This window comes from Amycolatopsis sp. NPDC058340 (assembly GCF_042723975.1).
Taxonomy (GTDB): Bacteria; Actinomycetota; Actinomycetes; order Mycobacteriales; family Pseudonocardiaceae; genus Amycolatopsis.
Genome location: NZ_JBHXIB010000057.1, coordinates 31,951 through 49,818 on the forward strand (window position 1 = coordinate 31,951; position 17,868 = coordinate 49,818).

The 17,868-nt window shown below is 68.8% G+C and carries 13 protein-coding genes and 1 tRNA gene; 7 read left to right on the forward strand and 7 right to left on the reverse strand.

Annotated elements, in window-relative coordinates; all coding sequences use genetic code 11:
- Positions 1-142 precede the first annotated feature (142 nt).
- On the forward strand, positions 143-1,804 hold the full coding sequence (locus tag ACFWIW_RS36340) for an amidohydrolase (protein ID WP_378372621.1): 1,662 nt from the start codon (positions 143-145) through the stop codon (positions 1,802-1,804).
- Positions 1,801-3,081: an MFS transporter gene (locus ACFWIW_RS36345; protein WP_378372622.1), complete on the forward strand. Its 1,281-nt coding sequence runs from the start codon at positions 1,801-1,803 to the stop codon at positions 3,079-3,081. Before ACFWIW_RS36340 ends, ACFWIW_RS36345 begins: the two co-directional genes overlap by 4 nt.
- Here the strand turns inward: ACFWIW_RS36345 and ACFWIW_RS36350 are convergent.
- From ACFWIW_RS36350 to ACFWIW_RS36370, 5 genes are all read right to left on the reverse strand, one after another.
- Positions 3,078-4,652, reverse strand: coding sequence for a succinic semialdehyde dehydrogenase (locus ACFWIW_RS36350; protein WP_378372623.1), 1,575 nt, complete (start codon positions 4,650-4,652; stop codon positions 3,078-3,080). The two genes, ACFWIW_RS36345 and ACFWIW_RS36350, sit on opposite strands and share 4 nt — an antisense overlap.
- Before the next feature lie 12 nt (positions 4,653-4,664).
- On the reverse strand, positions 4,665-6,293 hold the full coding sequence (locus ACFWIW_RS36355) for a GMC family oxidoreductase (protein ID WP_378372624.1): 1,629 nt from the start codon (positions 6,291-6,293) through the stop codon (positions 4,665-4,667).
- Positions 6,294-6,410: 117 nt separating this feature from the next.
- Positions 6,411-7,250 carry an LLM class F420-dependent oxidoreductase gene (locus ACFWIW_RS36360; RefSeq protein WP_378372625.1) on the reverse strand — a complete coding sequence of 280 codons (840 nt, stop codon included), beginning with the start codon at positions 7,248-7,250 and terminating at the stop codon, positions 6,411-6,413.
- A gap of 44 nt (positions 7,251-7,294) precedes the next feature.
- Positions 7,295-8,461, reverse strand: a complete 1,167-nt coding sequence (locus tag ACFWIW_RS36365; protein ID WP_378372626.1) for a CaiB/BaiF CoA transferase family protein — start codon at positions 8,459-8,461, stop codon at positions 7,295-7,297.
- Positions 8,458-9,615 carry an acyl-CoA dehydrogenase family protein gene (locus ACFWIW_RS36370; RefSeq protein ID WP_378372627.1) on the reverse strand — a complete coding sequence of 386 codons (1,158 nt, stop codon included), beginning with the start codon at positions 9,613-9,615 and terminating at the stop codon, positions 8,458-8,460. The genes ACFWIW_RS36365 and ACFWIW_RS36370 overlap by 4 nt, the downstream gene beginning before the upstream one ends.
- A 128-nt stretch (positions 9,616-9,743) precedes the next feature.
- On the opposite strand from ACFWIW_RS36370, the gene ACFWIW_RS36375 reads away from it, so the two are divergent.
- Together ACFWIW_RS36375 and ACFWIW_RS36380 are read left to right on the forward strand one after the other, a co-directional pair.
- On the forward strand, positions 9,744-10,088 hold the full coding sequence (locus ACFWIW_RS36375; RefSeq protein WP_378372628.1) for a hypothetical protein: 345 nt from the start codon (positions 9,744-9,746) through the stop codon (positions 10,086-10,088).
- A gap of 62 nt (positions 10,089-10,150) precedes the next feature.
- A complete protein-coding gene (locus ACFWIW_RS36380) occupies positions 10,151-11,524 on the forward strand; it encodes a DUF6351 family protein (protein WP_378372629.1) in 1,374 nt (457 codons plus the stop codon).
- Here ACFWIW_RS36380 and ACFWIW_RS36385 read toward each other — a convergent pair.
- Positions 11,521-12,180 (reverse strand): S1 family peptidase, encoded by a 660-nt coding sequence (locus tag ACFWIW_RS36385; RefSeq protein WP_378372630.1) that lies wholly within the window; start codon positions 12,178-12,180, stop codon positions 11,521-11,523. The genes ACFWIW_RS36380 and ACFWIW_RS36385 overlap by 4 nt on opposite strands.
- 76 nt (positions 12,181-12,256) lie before the next feature.
- Complete coding sequence (locus tag ACFWIW_RS36390) at positions 12,257-13,279, reverse strand: LLM class flavin-dependent oxidoreductase (protein ID WP_378372631.1); 1,023 nt, start codon at positions 13,277-13,279, stop codon at positions 12,257-12,259.
- Positions 13,280-13,499: 220 nt separating this feature from the next.
- On the opposite strand from ACFWIW_RS36390, the gene ACFWIW_RS36395 reads away from it, so the two are divergent.
- The 3 genes from ACFWIW_RS36395 to ACFWIW_RS36405 all read left to right on the forward strand — a co-directional run bounded on the left by ACFWIW_RS36395 (position 13,500) and on the right by ACFWIW_RS36405 (position 17,845).
- Positions 13,500-13,583, forward strand: a tRNA-Leu gene (locus ACFWIW_RS36395).
- 305 nt (positions 13,584-13,888) lie between these two features.
- Positions 13,889-14,077 (forward strand): DUF2637 domain-containing protein, encoded by a 189-nt coding sequence (locus ACFWIW_RS36400; protein WP_378372632.1) that lies wholly within the window; start codon positions 13,889-13,891, stop codon positions 14,075-14,077.
- A 1,074-nt stretch (positions 14,078-15,151) separates the two neighbouring features.
- Positions 15,152-17,845: a LuxR C-terminal-related transcriptional regulator gene (locus ACFWIW_RS36405; protein ID WP_378372633.1), complete on the forward strand. Its 2,694-nt coding sequence runs from the start codon at positions 15,152-15,154 to the stop codon at positions 17,843-17,845.
- Positions 17,846-17,868 lie beyond the last annotated feature (23 nt).

Below are 17,868 nucleotides of genomic sequence, written 5' to 3' on the forward strand. Positions count from 1 at the left end.
AGCCGAGATAGAGCGTTGTGTCCATGATCGGGTGCATATCGATCGTGAACACCGTCGGTGAGCAAGCGATCTGATTGCGCCGAGGGTTTTCGTCGCTTACCTTCGCCCCACTTCATCGTCGAAAACCCCAGGAGTCCGCCCGATGCGCCTGTTGCCCCTCGATCGTTCAGCCCTCGACGCGCGAGCGACGATCCTGCGTCCCGACGAGCTGGCGACCGTCGACGACGCCACCGAGGGCGCCGAAGCGGTGCTCGTGTTCGGCGAGGAGATCGCCGCGGTCGGTTCGGTGGACGAATGCCGTGCCCGCGCGGTGAGCCTCGGCCGTCCCGATCCGGAGGTGCGGCGGCTGCCGGGCACGCTCCTGCCGGGATTCGTCGATCCGCACGCGCATCCCTTGATGTACGGGCAGATGATGACCTGGGTCGACTGCGGACCCGAACGGGCCTCGACCATTCCCGCCATCGTCGCGCTGCTGCGCGAGGCGGCCGAGAACACCCCGGCGGGCAGGCCGGTCCGCGGTTACGGCTACGAACACCGCAACCTCGCCGAGAAACGCCATCCCCGCAAGGAAGAACTCGACGCGGTCGCCGACGATCGCGAGGTCTACCTCATGAACGCCAGCGGGCACGGCGGCGTGGTGAACAGCTTCACGTTGCGGCGCAACGGCGTCACCCGCGACACCCCGGATCCCGACGGCGGGGTGTTCTTCCGTGACGAGCACGGCGAACTCACCGGGGAGCTCTCGGACGCCGCGTGCAACATCCTCACCGGCGTCACCGGGGTGAAGGTCGGACGGCACGGGCCGAACTTCCACCTCGAGGACGAGCCGGAGGAGCACGCGCGGCAGCTGGCCGCGGCGCAGGAGAAGTTCCTCGCCGCCGGGGTGACCACGATCGGCGACGCGCAGGTCACGCGCCGCGAGTTCGACATGTACCTGCGGCTGGACGAAGCCGGGCGGCTCAAGACACGGGTCCACATGTACCTGCTGTCGCATCTGCTGGACCAAGCCCTGGAAATGGGACTGCACGGCGCTTTCGGCACCACTCGCCTCGCTTTCGCGGGCATCAAGTTCTACGCCGACGGCACGCTCGGCGGGTGGACCGCGTACTTCCCGGACGGCTACGTCGGCGACCCGTGCCGCACCGGGCAGCTCTACCACGACCCGAAGGACTACGCCGCGCTCATCGGCAAGGCGCACGAAGCCGGGCTCCAGACCGCGACCCACGCCCAGTCCCCCGACGCGATCGCCATGGTGCTCGACGCCATCGAGGACGCGCAGCACCGGAATCCCCGGCCCGACGCCCGGCACCGCATCGAACACTGCGGGCTGCCGTCCCCGGAGCAGATCAAACGGATGGCCTCGCTCGGCGTCCACCCGGTCAACCAGCCCCAGCACTACTACAACTGGGGCGAAGGCGTCACCGACGCCGTCGGCACCCCCGGCGAGCGGTTCAATCCCCTCGGCGAGTTCCAGGCCGCGGGCGTGCCGGTCACGCTGAGCTCGGACGCGCCGGTCGCGGAACCGAATCCGCTCGAAGCCATCCAGACCGCGGTGACCAGGACGACCCGCCGCGGCCACCGGCTCGGCGGCGGCGACCTGCTGATCGACGTCCGCTCGGCCGTCGCCGCGCATACGATCGCCGGCGCCCGGGTGCTCGGGCGGGAACGCGACCTCGGCTCCATCACCCCCGGCAAACGCGCCGATTTCGTGCTGCTCGGCGAGAATCCCCTCACCTGCGAGCCGGACCGGATCGCCGGTATCCGCGTGCTGGAAACCTGGATCGACGGCGAGGTGGCCCGATGACCGTCCGAACCGACACACAGTCGCTCCGCCGCGCCCGCCGGGCCGGGCTCGCGGCCTTCGTCGGCACCACGATCGAGTGGTACGACTTCTACATCTACGCCACGGCCGCGAGCCTCGTCTTCGGCACCGTGTTCTTCCCCGCGACCGGCGACCGGCTGACCGGTGTCGCGGCGGCCTTCGCGACGTACGCCGTCGGGTTCTTCGCGCGGCCGCTCGGCGGCATCGTGTTCGGGCACGTCGGTGACCGGGTCGGCCGCAAGACCGCGCTCGTGGTCACGCTGACCATGATGGGCGCGGCGACCTTCCTCGTCGGCTGCCTGCCCGGCTACGCGCAGATCGGCACGTGGGCGCCCATCCTGCTCGTGGTGCTCAGGTTCGTCCAGGGGCTCGCCGTCGGCGGCGAGTGGGGCGGTGCCGTGCTGATGGCCGTCGAACACGCGCCACCGGACAAGAAGACCTTCTACGGCGCGTTCGCGCAGGCGGGGAATCCGGCGGGCGCGTTGCTGGCCACCGGCCTGTTCAGCCTGCTGAGCACCGGCGGCACCGAATGGCTCACCGCGTGGGGCTGGCGGATCCCGTTCTTCGCGTCCGTGCTGCTCATCGGCGTCGGTCTCATCGTGCGGCTGAAGGTCGAGGAGTCACCGGTCTTCGAGGAAACCGTCGAAGACACCGGCGTGCCGATCCTGTACGCGGTGCGGACGAACTGGAAGCCGATCCTGCTGGGCATCTGCGTGCTGCCGGTCGCGGTCGGCGGCTATTACCTGGTCACCACCTTCGCGACGGCGTACGCGACCGATCCGGCCGTCGGCGTCTCCGAATCGCTGGTGCTCAACGCGCTCACCATCGCCGCGTTCGTCGAACTGGTCGTCAGCTTCGGCGCGGCATGGCTCGGTGATCGCTTCGGCCGGGTGCGGGTGGTCGTGCTCGGTCTCGCCGGGGTGGCCGTGCTCGCGGCCCCGCAGTTCCTGGTGCTGTCGACCAAGAACGCGGCGCTGATCATCGCGGCGTTCGTGGCGATGCGCCTGGCGATGACGGCGACCTACAGCCCGATCGCCGCCATCCTTTCGCAGATGTTCCGGCCGCGGGCGCGCTACACCAGCATCTCGCTGTCCTATCAGCTCGCGGGCGCGCTCTTCGGCGGGCTTTCGCCATTGGTGTCGACGCTGCTGTTCCAGGCGACCGGCAGTATCTGGCCCGCGATCGGCCTGCTGATCGGGATGTGCGTGCTGAGCATCGTCTGTGTGCTGGCCGCTCCGCAGCACACCGACGAGGTCTAGCGGATGCGCAAGCGCCGCATGAGTTTCAGTCCCGACAGCATCCCTTCGACGTACTTCTCGTAGGTCTGGCCGCCGCGGGGGCCCATGACCTGCTTCTTGAGCACCGCGACGTTCTTCACGTCGGTGTACTTGAGCAGGCCCTGGTCCCCGTGGCGGGCGCCGACGCCGGAGTTCTTGACTCCGCCGGACGGCGTCCCTTTCGAGGCGTACGCGGTGGCCAGGATGTCGTTGATGTTGACGTTGCCGGACTCGATCCGCGCGGCCACGGCACGTGCGGCGCCGACGTCCCCACCCCAGACCGAGGCGTTGAGACCGTACTCGGTGTCGTTGGCGAGCGCGACGGCTTCGTCGACCGTGCGGTACTTGTGCAGTGCGACAACGGGTCCGAAGGTTTCGGTGACGCCGCAGAGCATGTCCTTCGTGACACCTTCGAGGATCGTCGGCTCGAAGAACGCCGGGCCGAGGTCGGGCCGGGGCTTTCCTCCACAAAGGACTGTCGCACCCTTGGCGACGGCATCGTCCACATGGGACTTGACCCGGTTCATGTGGTCCACGGAGACGAGCGAGCCCATGTCCGGCCCGAAGTCGTAGGCGGCACGGACGTCGAGGGCCTTGGTCTTGGCCACGTACGCGTTCTTGAACTCCTCGTAGCGGGATTCCGGCAGGTAGATCCGCTCGATGTGCATGCAGATCTGGCCGGTGTTGCCGAAAGCGCCGAAGATCGCGCCGTGCACGGTCTCGTCCATGTCGGCGTCTTCCAGCACGATCATCGGGTTCTTGCCGCCGAGTTCGAGGCAGCAGCCGATGAGGTTGCGGCCCGCCTGTTCGCCGATCACCCGGCCAGTCGCGGTGGAACCGGTGAACATCACGTAGTTCGCCTGGCCGATGAGCGTGGGTCCGACGTCCGGGCCCTCGCCGCACACCACCTGGAACAGCCCCTTCGGCAGCCCCGCCTGCTCCAGCAGCTCGACGCCGTAGAGCGGGGAGAGCGCGGTCTTGTTGTCGGGTTTGAGCACCACCGCGTTGCCGGCCATCAGCGCCGGGACCGCGTCGGAAATGCCGGTGGCGAACGGGAAGTTCCACGGCGCGATGATCCCGACCACGCCCTTGGGCTGCCGGACCTCCGTCGACGTGGTCAGGAACGGCACCGGCCCCCCGCGCTTCGCCGGCGCCAGCAGTTTGGCGGCCCGCGTGAGGTAATGGCTCATCACCATCGCCGGATCGCAGGTCTCCTCGATCGCCATCCGCCGGTTCTTGCCGCTCTCGACCTGGATGAGGTCGGTGACGGCCGGCGCGTTGTCGACGAAGAGCGTGTGCGCCCGTTTGAACACCTCCAGCCGCTGCTTGAGCGGGGTGGCGGCCCATTTCTCCTGCGCGGCGCGCGCGGCGGTGAACGCCTGCTCGATGTCGGCGGGGGTCGACTGGGGCAGCTCGACGAGCACGTCACCGGTGTAGACCTCGGTCAGCTTCCAGGTCGCGCCGGACGAGCCCGGCACGCGGGCGACGAGCCGCTGAAGGAACGCGTCGGTCACCGACGCCGGACGGGTGAGCGCGAGCGGTGTGACGGTCATGGCCCTCTTCCCTCAGTTGTCCGAAAGGACGAGCTGCGCGCCCATCTCGCCGATCATGATGGCGGGCGCGTTGGTGTTGCCGCCGGTGATCGACGGCATGATCGAGGCGTCGCAGACCCGCAGGCCCTCGACACCGCGGACCTTGAGGTCGGGACTCACGACCGCGAGTTCGTCCACGCCCATCCGGCAGGTGCCGACGCCGTGGTAGACCGAGGTGGCGCGGTTCAGGATCGCGTCACGCAGTTCCTGTCCCCGCAAAGCCTTGCCCGGGTGCAGTTCCTCCTTGATCGAGCCGTTGAACGCCTTCGACGCGAAGATCTCGCGGACCATTTCCGAGCCCTCGCCGAGCACCTCGAGATCGGCCGGATCGGACAGGTACTGAGGGTCGATGAGCGGCGCCGCCATGGGATCGGCGGAAGCGAGCCGCAGCGTGCCGCGGCTCCTCGGGTAGATCAGCGTGGTGAGCACGGTGAGCGCGGGCCGTTTGTCGACGTCGTGCCGGATGGGCGCGTCCTGGTTCGGCGTCACGTACGCCCACGGCAGGAGATGCAGCTGGAGGTCCGGGACGTCGGTGGCCTGAGAGGTCTTGAGGAAGGCGACCGCCTCGAAGACCGAGTTCGCCAGGAACGTGGTCCCGGGCCGCATCAGTTCGCTGACGAGACCGCGCGCGAAATACGGCGGCGTGCCCCTGTTCTTGCTCGACGACGCTCGGAAAGTGAGCGCGTGGAACATGTGGTCGTGCAGGTTGTCGCCGACCGGCAGGTCCGCGACGACGTCGATGCCGTGCTCCTTCAGATGCTCGGCGTGGCCGATGCCGGACAGCATCAGCAGCTGCGCGGATCCGACGAATCCCGCCGAGAGGATGACCTCCTTGCCCGCGCGCAGGATGCGCTGTCCCCCGTTCGCGTCGACGACCTCGACGCCGACGGCACGGCCGTTCTCGATGACCACCTTCTTCGCCAGCACCCCGGACTGGACCTGCAGCGTGGCGGGCGCGAGGTGGTGGATGTAGCCGCGCGAGGCGCTGTAGCGCAGGCCGTCGGCGGCGTTCTGCTGCATCCGGCTGACGCCCTCTTGGGATTCGGCGTTGTAGTCGTCGAGGATGTCGCAGCCGATGGCGTCGGCGGTCGCCTGGAGGAACTGGAGCGTGCCCTCCTGCGGGGTCTTGTTGCGGGTGACCCGGATCGGCCCGCCCGTGCCCCGGAAGTCGTTCTCGCCGTCCTCGAAATCCTCCATCCGCTTGTACGCGGCGTTGACGCTGTCGGCGTCCCAGCCTTTGTTGCCTTCGGCGGCCCAGGAGTCGAAGTTGGCGCGGTTGCCGCGCACGTAGACCATCCCGTTGATGGAACTGGAGCCGCCGACCACCTTGCCGCGCGGCACCGGCATCCGGCGATCGAGAACGTGTTTCTGCGGCACCGAGTAGTAGCCCCAGTCGAACGGCTTCTTGAGCTGGGGCACCGCGTGCATCGGGCCGACCAGCCCCGGCTTCTTGACGAGCATCTTCTCGTCGGTCTTACCCGCTTCGAGCACGATCACGCTGGCCCCGGCCTCCGCCAGCCTGCCGGCGATCGCGGCGCCCGCGCTGCCCGATCCGACGACCACGTAGTCGGCCTCGTCGCCGCGCGCAGCCCTGTTCGCCATGTCCGCTCCTCGGTCAGCCCACCGTGCAGAACTGTAACCTGTTCTAGTTCTGTCACCGTATAGCGAGACCGGCCGGTTCCGCAACGGGCCGTCGCTCCCCGGCCGGCCTTCGAGACCTCAGCGGAGCGGTTCGAGCGCCTTCGCGAGCGGCTCCAGCACGGCGGGGGTGTGCGGCGGCGGCAAGTAGATGATCGCCAGGTCGAGACCCGCTTCACCGAGTGCTTCGGCCTCCGCGGCGACCTTGGCGTAGTCACCGTCCGTGCCGAGGCGCACGTGCGAGGACAAGGTGATCTCCTTCGGATCCCGGCCGATGTCCGCGCAGTGCCGGTGCAGTACCTCGCGCTTGTGCGCGAACTCCTCCGGCGTGCCGCCGACGAAGTTCCAGTGCTGGGCGTATTTCGCGGTCGTGCGCAGGGTCCGCTTCTCGCCGCTGCCACCGATGCAGATCGGCGGATGCGGTTTCTGCACGCCCTTCGGTTCACAGCGGGCGTCGGTCAGCTGATAGTGCTCACCCTGGAAGGTGGTGGTCTCCTGGGTCAGCAGGCCGACGAGGACCTCGCAGGCCTCCTCGAAGCGGTCACTGCGCTCCTTGATGGTGCCGAGTTCCATGCCGTACGCGCCGGATTCCTCCTCGTTCCAGCCGGCGCCGACGCCGATCTCCAAGCGGCCGCCGGAAACGATGTCCAGTGTCGCGGCCATGTTCGCGAGGAGCGCGGGGTGGCGGTAGTGGATCCCGCTGACCAGCGTGCCCAGCCGGAGCCGTTTCGTGGCCTGCGCGAGCGCCGTGAGCGTCACCCACCCTTCCAGGCACGGACCGGTCGAATCCGAGAAAATGGGGTAGAAGTGATCGAAGGTCCAGCCCGATTCGAAGAGTTCGATCTCGTCGGCGGCCTGCCAGACGGCGAGCATGTCGGACCAGACGGTGTCCTGCGGCGAAGTCTTGATGGCGAATCGCATGATCTCGAGCGTAAACCTGGAGTTCCTCCAGTCGCTCGCGGAATTCAGCGGGCGATGCCACGGCGAAGGTAGTCGTCGGCGTCCACTCCGGACTCGGCGAGCAACGCGCGCGTGTGCTCCCCCAATGCCGGGACGTCACCCATGCACGCCTCGAAATCGTCGAAGGTCGCCGGCGGCAGCAGCGCGTCGACCCGGGCGAATTCGGTGCCGATCTCGCGCCAGCGATCGCGCGCCCGCAGCTGAGGATGGTCGGCGACCTGACCGACGTCCTTGAGCTGTGCGGCGGGAACTCCGGCCGCGGCGAGCCGTTCGTCGAGTTCGCTGTTGGTCCACAGTGATGTCCTCGCGGCGACAGCGGCATCGCACTCCTCGCGGTGGGCCACGCGCTGAACGTTGGTGGTGAAGCGCGGATCGTCGGCGAGTTCGGGCGCGTCGAGGACGTCGGTGACGAGCGTGCGCCAGCCGGTGTCGTTCTGGACGCCGATCAGCATCTGGCCGTCGCGGGTGGGAAAGGCGTCGTACGGCGCGATCGAACTGTGGCTCAGCCCCATCCGCTCAGGCTCGGAGCCGGCGTACATCCGGGTGTTGAGTGCGTACCCCATCCATTCGACGGTGGCTTCCAGCATCGAGACCTCGATCGTCGCTCCCTCGCCGGTGCGCCAGCGCCGCAGCAACGCCGCCAGCACCGCCTGCGCGCAGTACATGCCCGAGGCGATGTCTGCGGTCGGGATCCCGGTCTTCGCCGGGGCGTCCGGGGTGCCGGTGATCGCGATGAGCCCGGCCTCCGCCTGGATCAGCATGTCGTAGGCCTTGCGCCGCTCCATCGGCCCGCCGGCGCCGAACCCGGACAGGTTCACCACGACCAGCTCGGGATGGTCCGCCCGCAGATCACCGAAACCGAGCCGCTCCGCCGCGCCGGGCGCGAGGTTCTGCACGAACACGTCGGCCTTCGCGACCAGCCGCCGGACGACGTCGCGGCCCTCGCCGGTCTTGAGGTCGACGGCGAGCGATTCCTTGCCCCGGTTGAGCCAGACGAAATGCGCGCCGCTGCCGTGCACGGCGTGGTCGTAGGCGCGGGCGAAATCCCCGCCGTCGACGCGTTCGACCTTGATCACCCGCGCGCCGAGGTCGGCGAGGTTGCGCGTGGCCAGCGGTGCGGCGACGGCCTGTTCGACGGCGACGACGGTGACCCCGTCGAGTGGCCGCGTCATGCTTTCTTCTTCTCGGCCCGCACGAGCCCGCCGCCGATGATCAGCCGCTGGATCTCGCTGGTGCCCTCGTACAGCCGCATCAGCCGGACGTCGCGATAGATCCGCTCGACCGCGACCTCACGCATGTAGCCGCTCCCACCGTGCACCTGCACCGCGAGGTCGGCGGCCTTGCCTGCCATCTCCGTGCAGAACAGCTTCGCCGCCGACGGCGCGATCCGCCGGTCCTCCCCCGTCACATACGCCCGCGCCGCTTCACGGGCGAGCGCGCGACCGGCGAGCACACCGGTCTGCTGATCGGCCAGCATCGCCTGCACCAGCTGGAAATCCCCGATCGGTGTACCGCCCTGGGTCGCCGTCGCGGCGTACGCGACCGACTCGTCCAGCGCCCGCTGCGCCGTGCCGACCGCGAGACCCGCCATGTGGATCCGGCCGCGTGCCAACGACGTCATCGCCGCCTTGTAGCCGACCTCGCCGTCCCCGCCGACCAGTGCTTCCGGTCCCACGCGTACCTGGGAGAACGTCACGTCCGCGGTACGCGAACCCTCCTGGCCCATCTTCGCGTCCTTCGCGCCCACCGTGATCCCCGGCGCGTCGGCGGGCACGAGGAACACCGCGATGCCGGTCTCGATACGCGCGAACACCACGAACAGCCCGGCTTCGGTGGCGTTGGTGATGAACTGCTTGCCGCCGTCGATCACCCAGCCGTCACCGTCCGGCTTCGCGCTGGTCCGCAGACCGGCCGGATTCGACCCCGCCCCGGGCTCGGTGAGCGCGAACGACGCGACGACCTCACCTGACGCGATCCCCGGCAACCATCGGGACTGTTGTTCCCTGGTGCCGAATCCGACCAGCACCTGCCCGGCGATCCCGTTGTTCGTGCCGAACATCGACCGCAACGCCAAAGACGTGTAACCCAACGTCATCGCGACCTCGACGTCCTGCACCAGGTCGAGGCCGAGCCCGCCCCACTCCTGGGGGATCGCGTAGCCGAACAGCCCCATCTCCGCCGCCTGCGCCCGCAGATCGGCCGGAATGGCGTCCGTATCCATGATCTCCAGCTCACGGGGCATCACCCTGGTGCGCACGAAATCCTTGATCTGGCCGAGAACATCCGCGAACACGTCGTCGGGGACGTCGGGGTTGCCGGTGTACATGCCCCTCACTATCGATCACCGTCCGGGTTCGGTCCACACCCTCGGGTGGACCTCGCCGCGAGACCTACCGGAGATGTTGATCACCGTCCTAACGTCGAAGGGCCCGTTTTCCGGAAAGGACACCTTTCATGCGCACACGTACCGCTTTCCTCGCCGTCGCCAGTGCCGTCGCCCTGTGCTTCACGATCCCCGCGGTGGCCTCCGCGGCCGAAGGCGAATTCAGCTACCGCTACTACGACGAAGACGAGGAGGTCCAGATCGGCGTCCTCGTGGATCCGCCCAGCGGCGAATGTATCGAGATCCCCGAAATAGCCGACTGGGACGTCGACGCGTTCCGTCCGCGCAACGACACCGACTCGACCGCCGTGGTGTTCCTGGACGACGACTGTTCGAGCGATTCCTACTTCACGCTCCGCCCCAACGGCGGCCGCGGTTCGGACAGACTTCTCCTCCGCTCGGTCATCTTCAGTTAGGCCAAGCGGATCTCGACACGGCACCCCCGCGCGGCGAAAGATGAGTCGCGGGGGTGGTCGTCGTGGCACGACGCGGACTTGTCTTCCTGGCCCTGCTCACGATCTTTCTGGGGCTGCTGGTTCCCAGTGCCTCGGCAGGCGGCGCGGTCACCAGGTACGAGGGGCAACTCGAAGGCGCGCGTTATCTGGTGCTGGTGCCGGAAAACTGGAACGGCACGCTCGTGCTGTGGAGCCACGGGATGTACTCCCTGGCCTATCCGGAACCGGATCGGATCGCGCTGACCTCACAGCCCGCGACCGAGACTTTCCTGCTGGAGCAGGGTTACGCGCTGGCCGCGTCCCAGTACCGGACCGTGCGCGGCTGGTCGATCGAGGAGGCGCTGACCGACCAGACCCGGTTGCACGACTGGTTCACCCGCACGATCGGCGCGCCGCGACGAACCATCGCCGCGGGCGAATCGGTGGGCGCGATCACCGCGACGCTGCTCGCCGAGCGGAACCCGCGCCGGTTCGACGGCCTGATGACCTTCTGCGGCAACCTCGCCGGCGGAGCCGCGCACTGGAACTCCTCGCTCGATCTCGGGTACGCGCTGAACACCCTGCTCGACGCGCGGCTCCAGCTGGTGCGGATCACCGATCCCGCCGCGAACGTGAGCAGATTCGTCGACGCCGTGCAGGCCGCCACCGCGAATCCGGGTGGCCGGGCCCGGCTCGCCCTGGCGAACGCGCTGGCCGAGATCCCCGGGTGGTTCGACGCCACCCAACCCAGGCCCTCGGACGTCGCCGATCAGGTTTTCTGGCAGGGCGTATGGGATCGCTTCTACCGCGCCGGCGCGTTCAGCGTCGACAGGGTCGCGCTGGAACAGCGGGCGGGCGGCAATCCGAGCTGGAACGTGGGCGTCGACTACCGGCGGATCCTGGCGAAGTCCGGCGAGCGCTCGCTGGTGGAACGGGCCTACGCGGAGGCTGGCCTCGATCTCGGCACCGATCTCGACAAGCTGGCGGGAGCTCCGCGAATCACTCCCGACCCGGCCGCCGTCGGCTATCTCGCCAGGTTCGGGCTGCCGCTGGGTCGCACGCGGGTCCCGGTGCTGACCATGCACACCGTCGCGGACGGCACCGCACCCGCGGCGCACGAACGCGCCTACGCCGAACGAGTGGGGCCGGACGGCGACCTCCGTCAGCTGTTCGTGAACCGCGCGGGTCACTGTGTGTTCACCGCGTCCGAGGAGATCACCGCCCTGCGCACCCTGGAACGGCGGCTGGACAGCGAAGATTGGCCGTCGACCCGCCCGGCCACGCTCAACGCCGAAGCGGGCACGCTCGCCCCGGAACACCAGACGATCTTCGACAGCGTCCGCGAAACCCGGGTGACGACCACGCCGGCGTTCGCGCGGCATTCGCCTCCGCCGTATCCGAGGGCACTGCCGTTCTAGGCTCCGGCGAGGATCGTCAGCCCGTAGGCCGACAGGACCCGGTTGACCGGGTAGAAGAAGGTGGAGCCGCCGCTCGAGCAGTTGCCGGTGCCACCGACCAGCACGCCCTGCGCCTGCGTCCCGCTGACGAACGGCCCGCCGTTGTCCCCCGGCTCCGCGCAGACGTTAGTGCGGGTCAAGCCGGTCAGCGTTCCCTCCGGGAAGGTGATCGACACGTTCTTCGCCTGGATGATGCCGCAGTGCCAGCCGGTGGTCGCGCCGTACCTGCACACCGACGCGCCGACCGGGGCCTCGACCGACCCGGTGATCGTCACGCGGGGCTCGGTGGGCGGGATCGAACCCACCAGCCGCCAGTCGGTCGTGTTGGTCACCCGGATGACGATCGCGCCCGTCGGCGGGGTCTGGGCGCCCACGACCACCCCGACCACCCGGCCGGCGCTGCGGATCGTGTCCCCGGGCTTGCCGCAAGCCGAACTCGCGATCAGGTAGCCGACCTTGCCCTGCACGGCGGCGAACCCGGCCGTGCACCGCGTCGCCGCGCTGCTCTGCAAGACGCTCCCGCCGCCGAGCGGGGCGGGAGCACTCGCTTGGGCCGTCGACGGCAGCGCCAGGCCTAAGGCCAGAACCAGGCAGGACAATGATCGGGGCAGTCGCACGGGACCCTCCGATGGCCGGGGATCCCCCGATCGTAACGAGCGGGACGCCCCGGCCCATCCGCCGAACCGCGCATTCTCAGCGCCAGCCGAGCTCCGGCGCCACGTGCGTGAGGATGCTCTCCAGCACATGCGCGTTGTACTCGACGCCGAGCTGGTTCGGGATGGTCAGCAACAGGGTGTCCGCGGCCTCGATCGCCTCGTCCTCCTTGAGCGCTCGCACCAGCTCGTCGGGCTCGGCGGCGTACGACCGCCCGAAGATCGCCCTGGTCGTCTCGTCGATCATGCCGACCTGGTCCCGCGAGTTCCGATCGCGGCCGAAATAGGCCCGGTCCAGGTCGTTGGTCAACGCGAAGATGCTGCGGCTGACCGACACCCGCGGCTCACGCGAGTGACCGGCCGCCTTCCAAGCCTCGCGGTAGGCCTCGATCTGCTTGCGCTGCTGGACGTGCAGCGGCTCCCCCGTCTCGTCGTCCTTGAGGGTGGAACTCTGCAGGTTCATGCCCTGCTCCGCCGCCCACACCGCGGTCGCGTTGGAGCTGGAACCCCACCAGATCCGCTCGCGCAACCCCTCCGAATACGGCTCCAGCCGCAGCAACCCCGGAGGATTGGCGAACATCGGCCGCGGATTCGGCTGCGCGAACCCCTCGCCCTCGAGCAGCTTGAGGAAGACCTCGGTGCGCTGCCGGGCCATGTCCGCCGCGGTCTGCCCCTCGGCGGGCCCGTACCCGAAGTATCGCCAGCCGTCGATGACCTGCTCCGGGGATCCCCGGCTGACCCCGAGCTGGAGCCTGCCGCGGGAGATGAGGTCGGCGGCGCCCGCCTCCTCGGCCATGTACATCGGGTTCTCGTAGCGCATGTCGATCACGCCGGTGCCGATCTCGATCTTCGACGTCCTGGCCCCGATCGCCGACAGCAACGGGAACGGGCTACCCGCCTGCCGCGCGAAGTGATGCACCCGGAAGTACGCGCCGTCCACACCGAGCTCCTCGGCCGCGACCGCCAAGTCGATCGACTGATGCAGGAAGTCGGCCGCGGACCGCGTCTCGGAGTGCGCGCTCGGTGACCAGTGACCGAAGGACAGGAAACCAATCTTCTTCACGCCCGTGTAAGCGCCCCGTGCCCGGGTTTGATTCCCCACTCTCTGTAGTCGCCGGTCACACTACGCACTTTCGGCTTCCGACCTGGGAATACTTGACCCTCCGGCCCCGCAGAAGCTGTCGGAGGGTAACCGAACATCGTCTCAATGTAGGTCTGCGTGACTATACGTACCCCCCTGATTGAGGCCCTCCAGGCGACGTATACTCTTCTCACATCAGCAAGTCCGAGTGGCGGAATGGCAGACGCGCTAGCTTGAGGTGCTAGTGTCCTTAACGGACGTGGGGGTTCAAGTCCCCCCTCGGACACCGCTTTAGGTGAGATCTACCAGTTGCGAGAACCTTCACTCAACACTACCGAGTGAAGGTTTCTTCTTTTCTGCAGCTTGCCTCGACGTCACGGTTGCGCGCCGCCGCGCTAGCGGATCAAGCGCGCAAATGACGTCGTGTGAGTTCGCATCCCTGGCAGCACGAAACCAAGACTCCGGCCGCGTGGGTTTGTGCTCCTGACGAGGTACGGACAGCAACCACGCGTCGTCCCAGCCCTCTGAGCTGCGGCTTTCCGTCACACTGAGGATCAACCGGCTGCGCCGGGACCGCGGTGGAGCCGCGTCATGAACACCTTCCGCCGCGACCTCTCGCTCTGGATTCAATGCGGTTCCACCGCCCTGGTCGCCCTCGGTGCCGCCTACGCCTCCTACATCCACGGACGCCAGTTCGCCCTCCGCTTCGGCGCCGACACCATGACCGCCTCCATCTGGCCACTGATCGTCGACTGTCTCCTCACCACCGCAACCGTCTAACTCTGGAAACCCAGATCCAGCCCGTGGGCAGCCTTCCTCTTCGGCATCTCACTCTGCGCGAACATCGCCTCCGCGCCATTGGCCGGCGGGTTCGGAGTCGCGCCGTTGCCGCTTGCCCTCCGATTGCTCTCTTGCTGGCAGTTGAGCTGCTGAACCGCGCGCTCGAACGTCACCGCACCGAACCCGTCGGCCGGACGCTCTCAACCGCCAGCAGCATGTGCACGAAGTCCGAGCCCCTCACGCCAGCTCCGGTCACCCCTCTGACACCGACAGGCCAGACAGACGAGCTACCCATGCCCACCGCCGAACAACCGATGTGGACCCACTACCAGCACGAGCACGCTCAGGGCGCCGCGAAGGCACACTCACCCACACAACCCCAGCTGACCCCGAACCACCCGATCCATGGAGAAGTCGCCCAGGCCGGGACCGGCGACATCGCAAGACCCGTTACCAAACGTCAACGCCCCAGACCGAACACTCGCCGAATCGACACCCTGGGTTTCGACTCGATCGACATGATCAACTTGAGGACAACTCGCCCGACACGTACAAGCGCCGACAGATCGCCGCAGGATCGTCCCGCTCCACCAACGCGATCGATTCATCGAACGCCCGCTACCGGTAGGCGATTCGCATACGCGCGAGCATCCCGACCGAGCCGGCCGCGATGAAATCGCCTGCACCTTGAGCCCCGCAGCCTGGACCCGACCGGGGCCGGGCGGCCGCGCCCGATGGACGATGCACTGGAAGCCCGAGCTGCCATCACATTCGGTGGCCGCCGGCCGGGCGCCGAAACCTACTGATCGACAACGCCGGAAACACCGATCACGGGATAGACGCACCGGCCCCCGGCCGGTCGGGGGCCGGGCGGGCGGATGCGGGCACCAGACGTAAGTCCCTACTGCCCGCTTGCGCGAATATGTACGCTCGGCAGAACTTGAGAGCACTTTGACGCATGTTCCTCCGTCGCTACTGGGAGATCGGCATGAGGATGAACCGCTCCGTCTTCCGCCCGGCGAGGCCACCTTCGCCGGATCCACCTCGAACCTCGCCCTGCCACCGCGGTCCATAATGGACAGATCGGCGCTGGCAAGGACCTACGATCTGGTCTCCCGGCCGGGCACCGCGGTTCTGGTCACCGGCGCCGCCGGAACGGGAAAGTCTTGGCTCGGCGAACGTTTGTCCGCCGCACCCCGTGTCGGGGAGAGCGTCCTCGTGAGATGCCGGGGGTTGCCGGACGAGCCGTACGTGGTGTTGCGGGAGTTGCTGAGCTGCCTTGTCGAGATCGGCTGCGACCCGTCCATCACACGAACCACCGCGCTGCAAGGAAAAAGTGTCTACGACGTCAGCGTCGTGATACGGGAGAGGCTGGCGGCCGCGGCTCCCGTACTGGTCGTGGTCGACGACCTGGACCTCGCCGACAGCCGATCTCGCCGGGTTCTGCGGTCGTGCGCCACCAGGCTCCCCGCAGGAGTCTCGCTCGCGGTCACCTCCGGGGTCGGCCGGATCGCGGCGGCGGACCTGCGGTGGGGCGACGGCCATCGGGTGGTGCTGGAGCCCTTGCCAGCCCCCGAGATCGCGCGGTGGGCGGCGGAGCGATTCGGCGAGCCGGTGTCCGAAGAGTGGGCGGTCGGGGTGCACGAGCTCACCGGCGGCGTGCCCAGGTTCATCGACGCGGTCATCGATCGGCTGAGACCGGAAGCAGGGGATCCACGCCGTGCTTTGGAACGGCAGGGCGTGCCGGCGGAGGTCGTGGCGGCGGTCTCGGAGTGCCTCGATTCCCTTCCCGCGACGGCGAAGCGAGTCGTGGCCACCGCCGCGTTGCTGCGCGGACGGTTCCCTTCGGGACTGCTGGCCGAAGTCTGCCGCGTCGGCGCCGTCACCACCGACGCGGCGCTCGTCCGCGCGGTGGACGCCGGGCTGCTGGACCTGGGCGACGACGGGTTGTTCGAGATCAGGCCGCCGCTGGTCAGACTGGTGATGGCACACACGCTGTCCGCGGGGGAACGACGGCGAGGCCACGCCGCCGTGGTGCGAGCGCTTGAACGGCTGGGTGTCGAGGCCCTGGTGGAGCTGATGCATCATGCGCGCGCCGCGGGTGATCTCGCCGCCGCGGCCCGGTTCGCGGAACGTGCGGCCGACCGTGCCGCAGGCGCGGGAGAACCGGTCGAGGCCATCGAACTGCTCAGAGACCTTCTCACCGAATCAGGCCTCCCCCGGCAGGTGCGGGCGGCACTGGCCGGGCGGTTGGGCAGGCTCGCGCTGGGCAGCCTCGCCTATGACGAGACCGTGGCGTTGCTGGGCACGATCATCACCGACAGCCTGCTGCCCGACGGCGTTCGCGGTGAATTACGCCTGCACATCGGCCTGCTGCGCGCCAACCAGGCCGGGGAGGTGGACGCGGGCTGGGCGGAGATCGTCAAAGCGGTCACGGAACTGCGCCGTCGCCCCTTGCTGAGGGCACGCGCGATGGCGGCGCTGGCGATGCCGCAGTGGAGCACGTGGCCCGTCGAGGAACACTTGCGCTGGCTCGCGGCGGCGGAGCGGACGACACCGGGACGTGGTGACCCGGCCCTGCTCACGGCCATCCGGGCCAATCGCGCCGCCGCACTGCTGCAACTCGGCGATCGGCGCGCGTGGGAAGAGATCGAGGCGCTGCCCCAGGACGGCACGACAGCGGACGAACGACAGGAACTCGTGCGCGGCTACATCAATCTCGCTGACGCCGCCATCTCGCTGGGGCACCACAACCCCGGTGGAGACTTCCTGGCCAAGGCTCAGGCGCTCGCTGGACAGGCTCCGGCATACCTGCGGCAGATGGCCGCCGCAAACGCGTTACGGCTGGCACTGGTCACCGGCCACTGGCCGGGTCTGGCGAGCCAGGCCCGGCGTCACCCGGCGACCCGCACTCCCCGGTCTTCGGCCGAGGCGAATCTGGTGCTGGCCCAGCTCGCCCTCGCCACGGGTGAGTGGGACGAAGCGGAACGGCTGCTCGCCGTCCCGGGCCTCCGGCTGGGCAACGGGTGGTACGGGCCGGCGGTCCTCGTCGCGGCGGCGACCAGGGTTCGGCTCGCCGCTCTGCGCGACCGGGTCTCCGACGCCGTCGCGGAGTTCTCCGACGCCGTCGAAGTGGTGCGCGGCAAGGGTGTCTGGGCCTGGGCGGCCGAACTGGTCGACGCCGGGGTGGAGGCCATGCTTCGGCAGTCCGATGTCACGGGCGCCAAGGCGATGCTCGCCGAGTTCGCCGCCGACATCGAGGATCGCGACTGCCCGCTGGGACACGCGCTGCTGCGCCACGGGCTGGGCACGGCCGCCGCCGCCGAACACAGGTTCCACGACGCCCTCGCGCTGCTGACCGAAGCGGAACAACGGCTGGAAGCGTTGCCCAGACCGTACGAACGGGCCCGAGCGCTGGAGGCGGCTGCCAAGTGCCTGTTCGCCTCACACGACACCGTACGGGCGATCGACCTCGTGAGCATCGCCGCCCGCGCTTTCTCCGAACTCGGCGCCACCTGGGACGCTTCGCGCTGTGAACACCTGCTTCGAGAACACGGGGGCACGCTGGGCGGCGGGCCCGGCAGGCGCGGTTACGGTGGCGAACTGTCGCCTCGCGAGGCGACGGTGGCGCGGCTGATCACCTCCGGGCACACCAACCGGCAGATCGCGAAAGTCCTGTTCCTGTCGACTCGCACGGTCGAGCGGCATGTCGCGAACATCCTGCGGAAGCTCCGCGTGCGGTCACGCCAGGACGTCCGGGTCGGCTGACGTGACGGCGTGCGGCCGAGGGC

What these genes read in the sequence shown, in the direction of transcription:
- ACFWIW_RS36370 (WP_378372627.1), bottom strand. Translation starts at nt 9,615, where the DNA reads ATGTACACCGGCAACCCCGACGTCCCCGACGACGTGTTCGCGGATGTT.
- ACFWIW_RS36345 (WP_378372622.1), top strand. Translation starts at nt 1,801, where the DNA reads ATGACCGTCCGAACCGACACACAGTCGCTCCGCCGCGCCCGCCGGGCC.
- ACFWIW_RS36365 (WP_378372626.1), bottom strand. Translation starts at nt 8,461, where the DNA reads ATGACGCGGCCACTCGACGGGGTCACCGTCGTCGCCGTCGAACAGGCC.
- ACFWIW_RS36360 (WP_378372625.1), bottom strand. Translation starts at nt 7,250, where the DNA reads ATGCGATTCGCCATCAAGACTTCGCCGCAGGACACCGTCTGGTCCGAC.
- ACFWIW_RS36375 (WP_378372628.1), top strand. Translation starts at nt 9,744, where the DNA reads ATGCGCACACGTACCGCTTTCCTCGCCGTCGCCAGTGCCGTCGCCCTG.
- ACFWIW_RS36400 (WP_378372632.1), top strand. Translation starts at nt 13,889, where the DNA reads ATGAACACCTTCCGCCGCGACCTCTCGCTCTGGATTCAATGCGGTTCC.
- ACFWIW_RS36405 (WP_378372633.1), top strand. Translation starts at nt 15,152, where the DNA reads ATGGACAGATCGGCGCTGGCAAGGACCTACGATCTGGTCTCCCGGCCG.
- ACFWIW_RS36355 (WP_378372624.1), bottom strand. Translation starts at nt 6,293, where the DNA reads ATGGCGAACAGGGCTGCGCGCGGCGACGAGGCCGACTACGTGGTCGTC.
- ACFWIW_RS36340 (WP_378372621.1), top strand. Translation starts at nt 143, where the DNA reads ATGCGCCTGTTGCCCCTCGATCGTTCAGCCCTCGACGCGCGAGCGACG.
- ACFWIW_RS36350 (WP_378372623.1), bottom strand. Translation starts at nt 4,652, where the DNA reads ATGACCGTCACACCGCTCGCGCTCACCCGTCCGGCGTCGGTGACCGAC.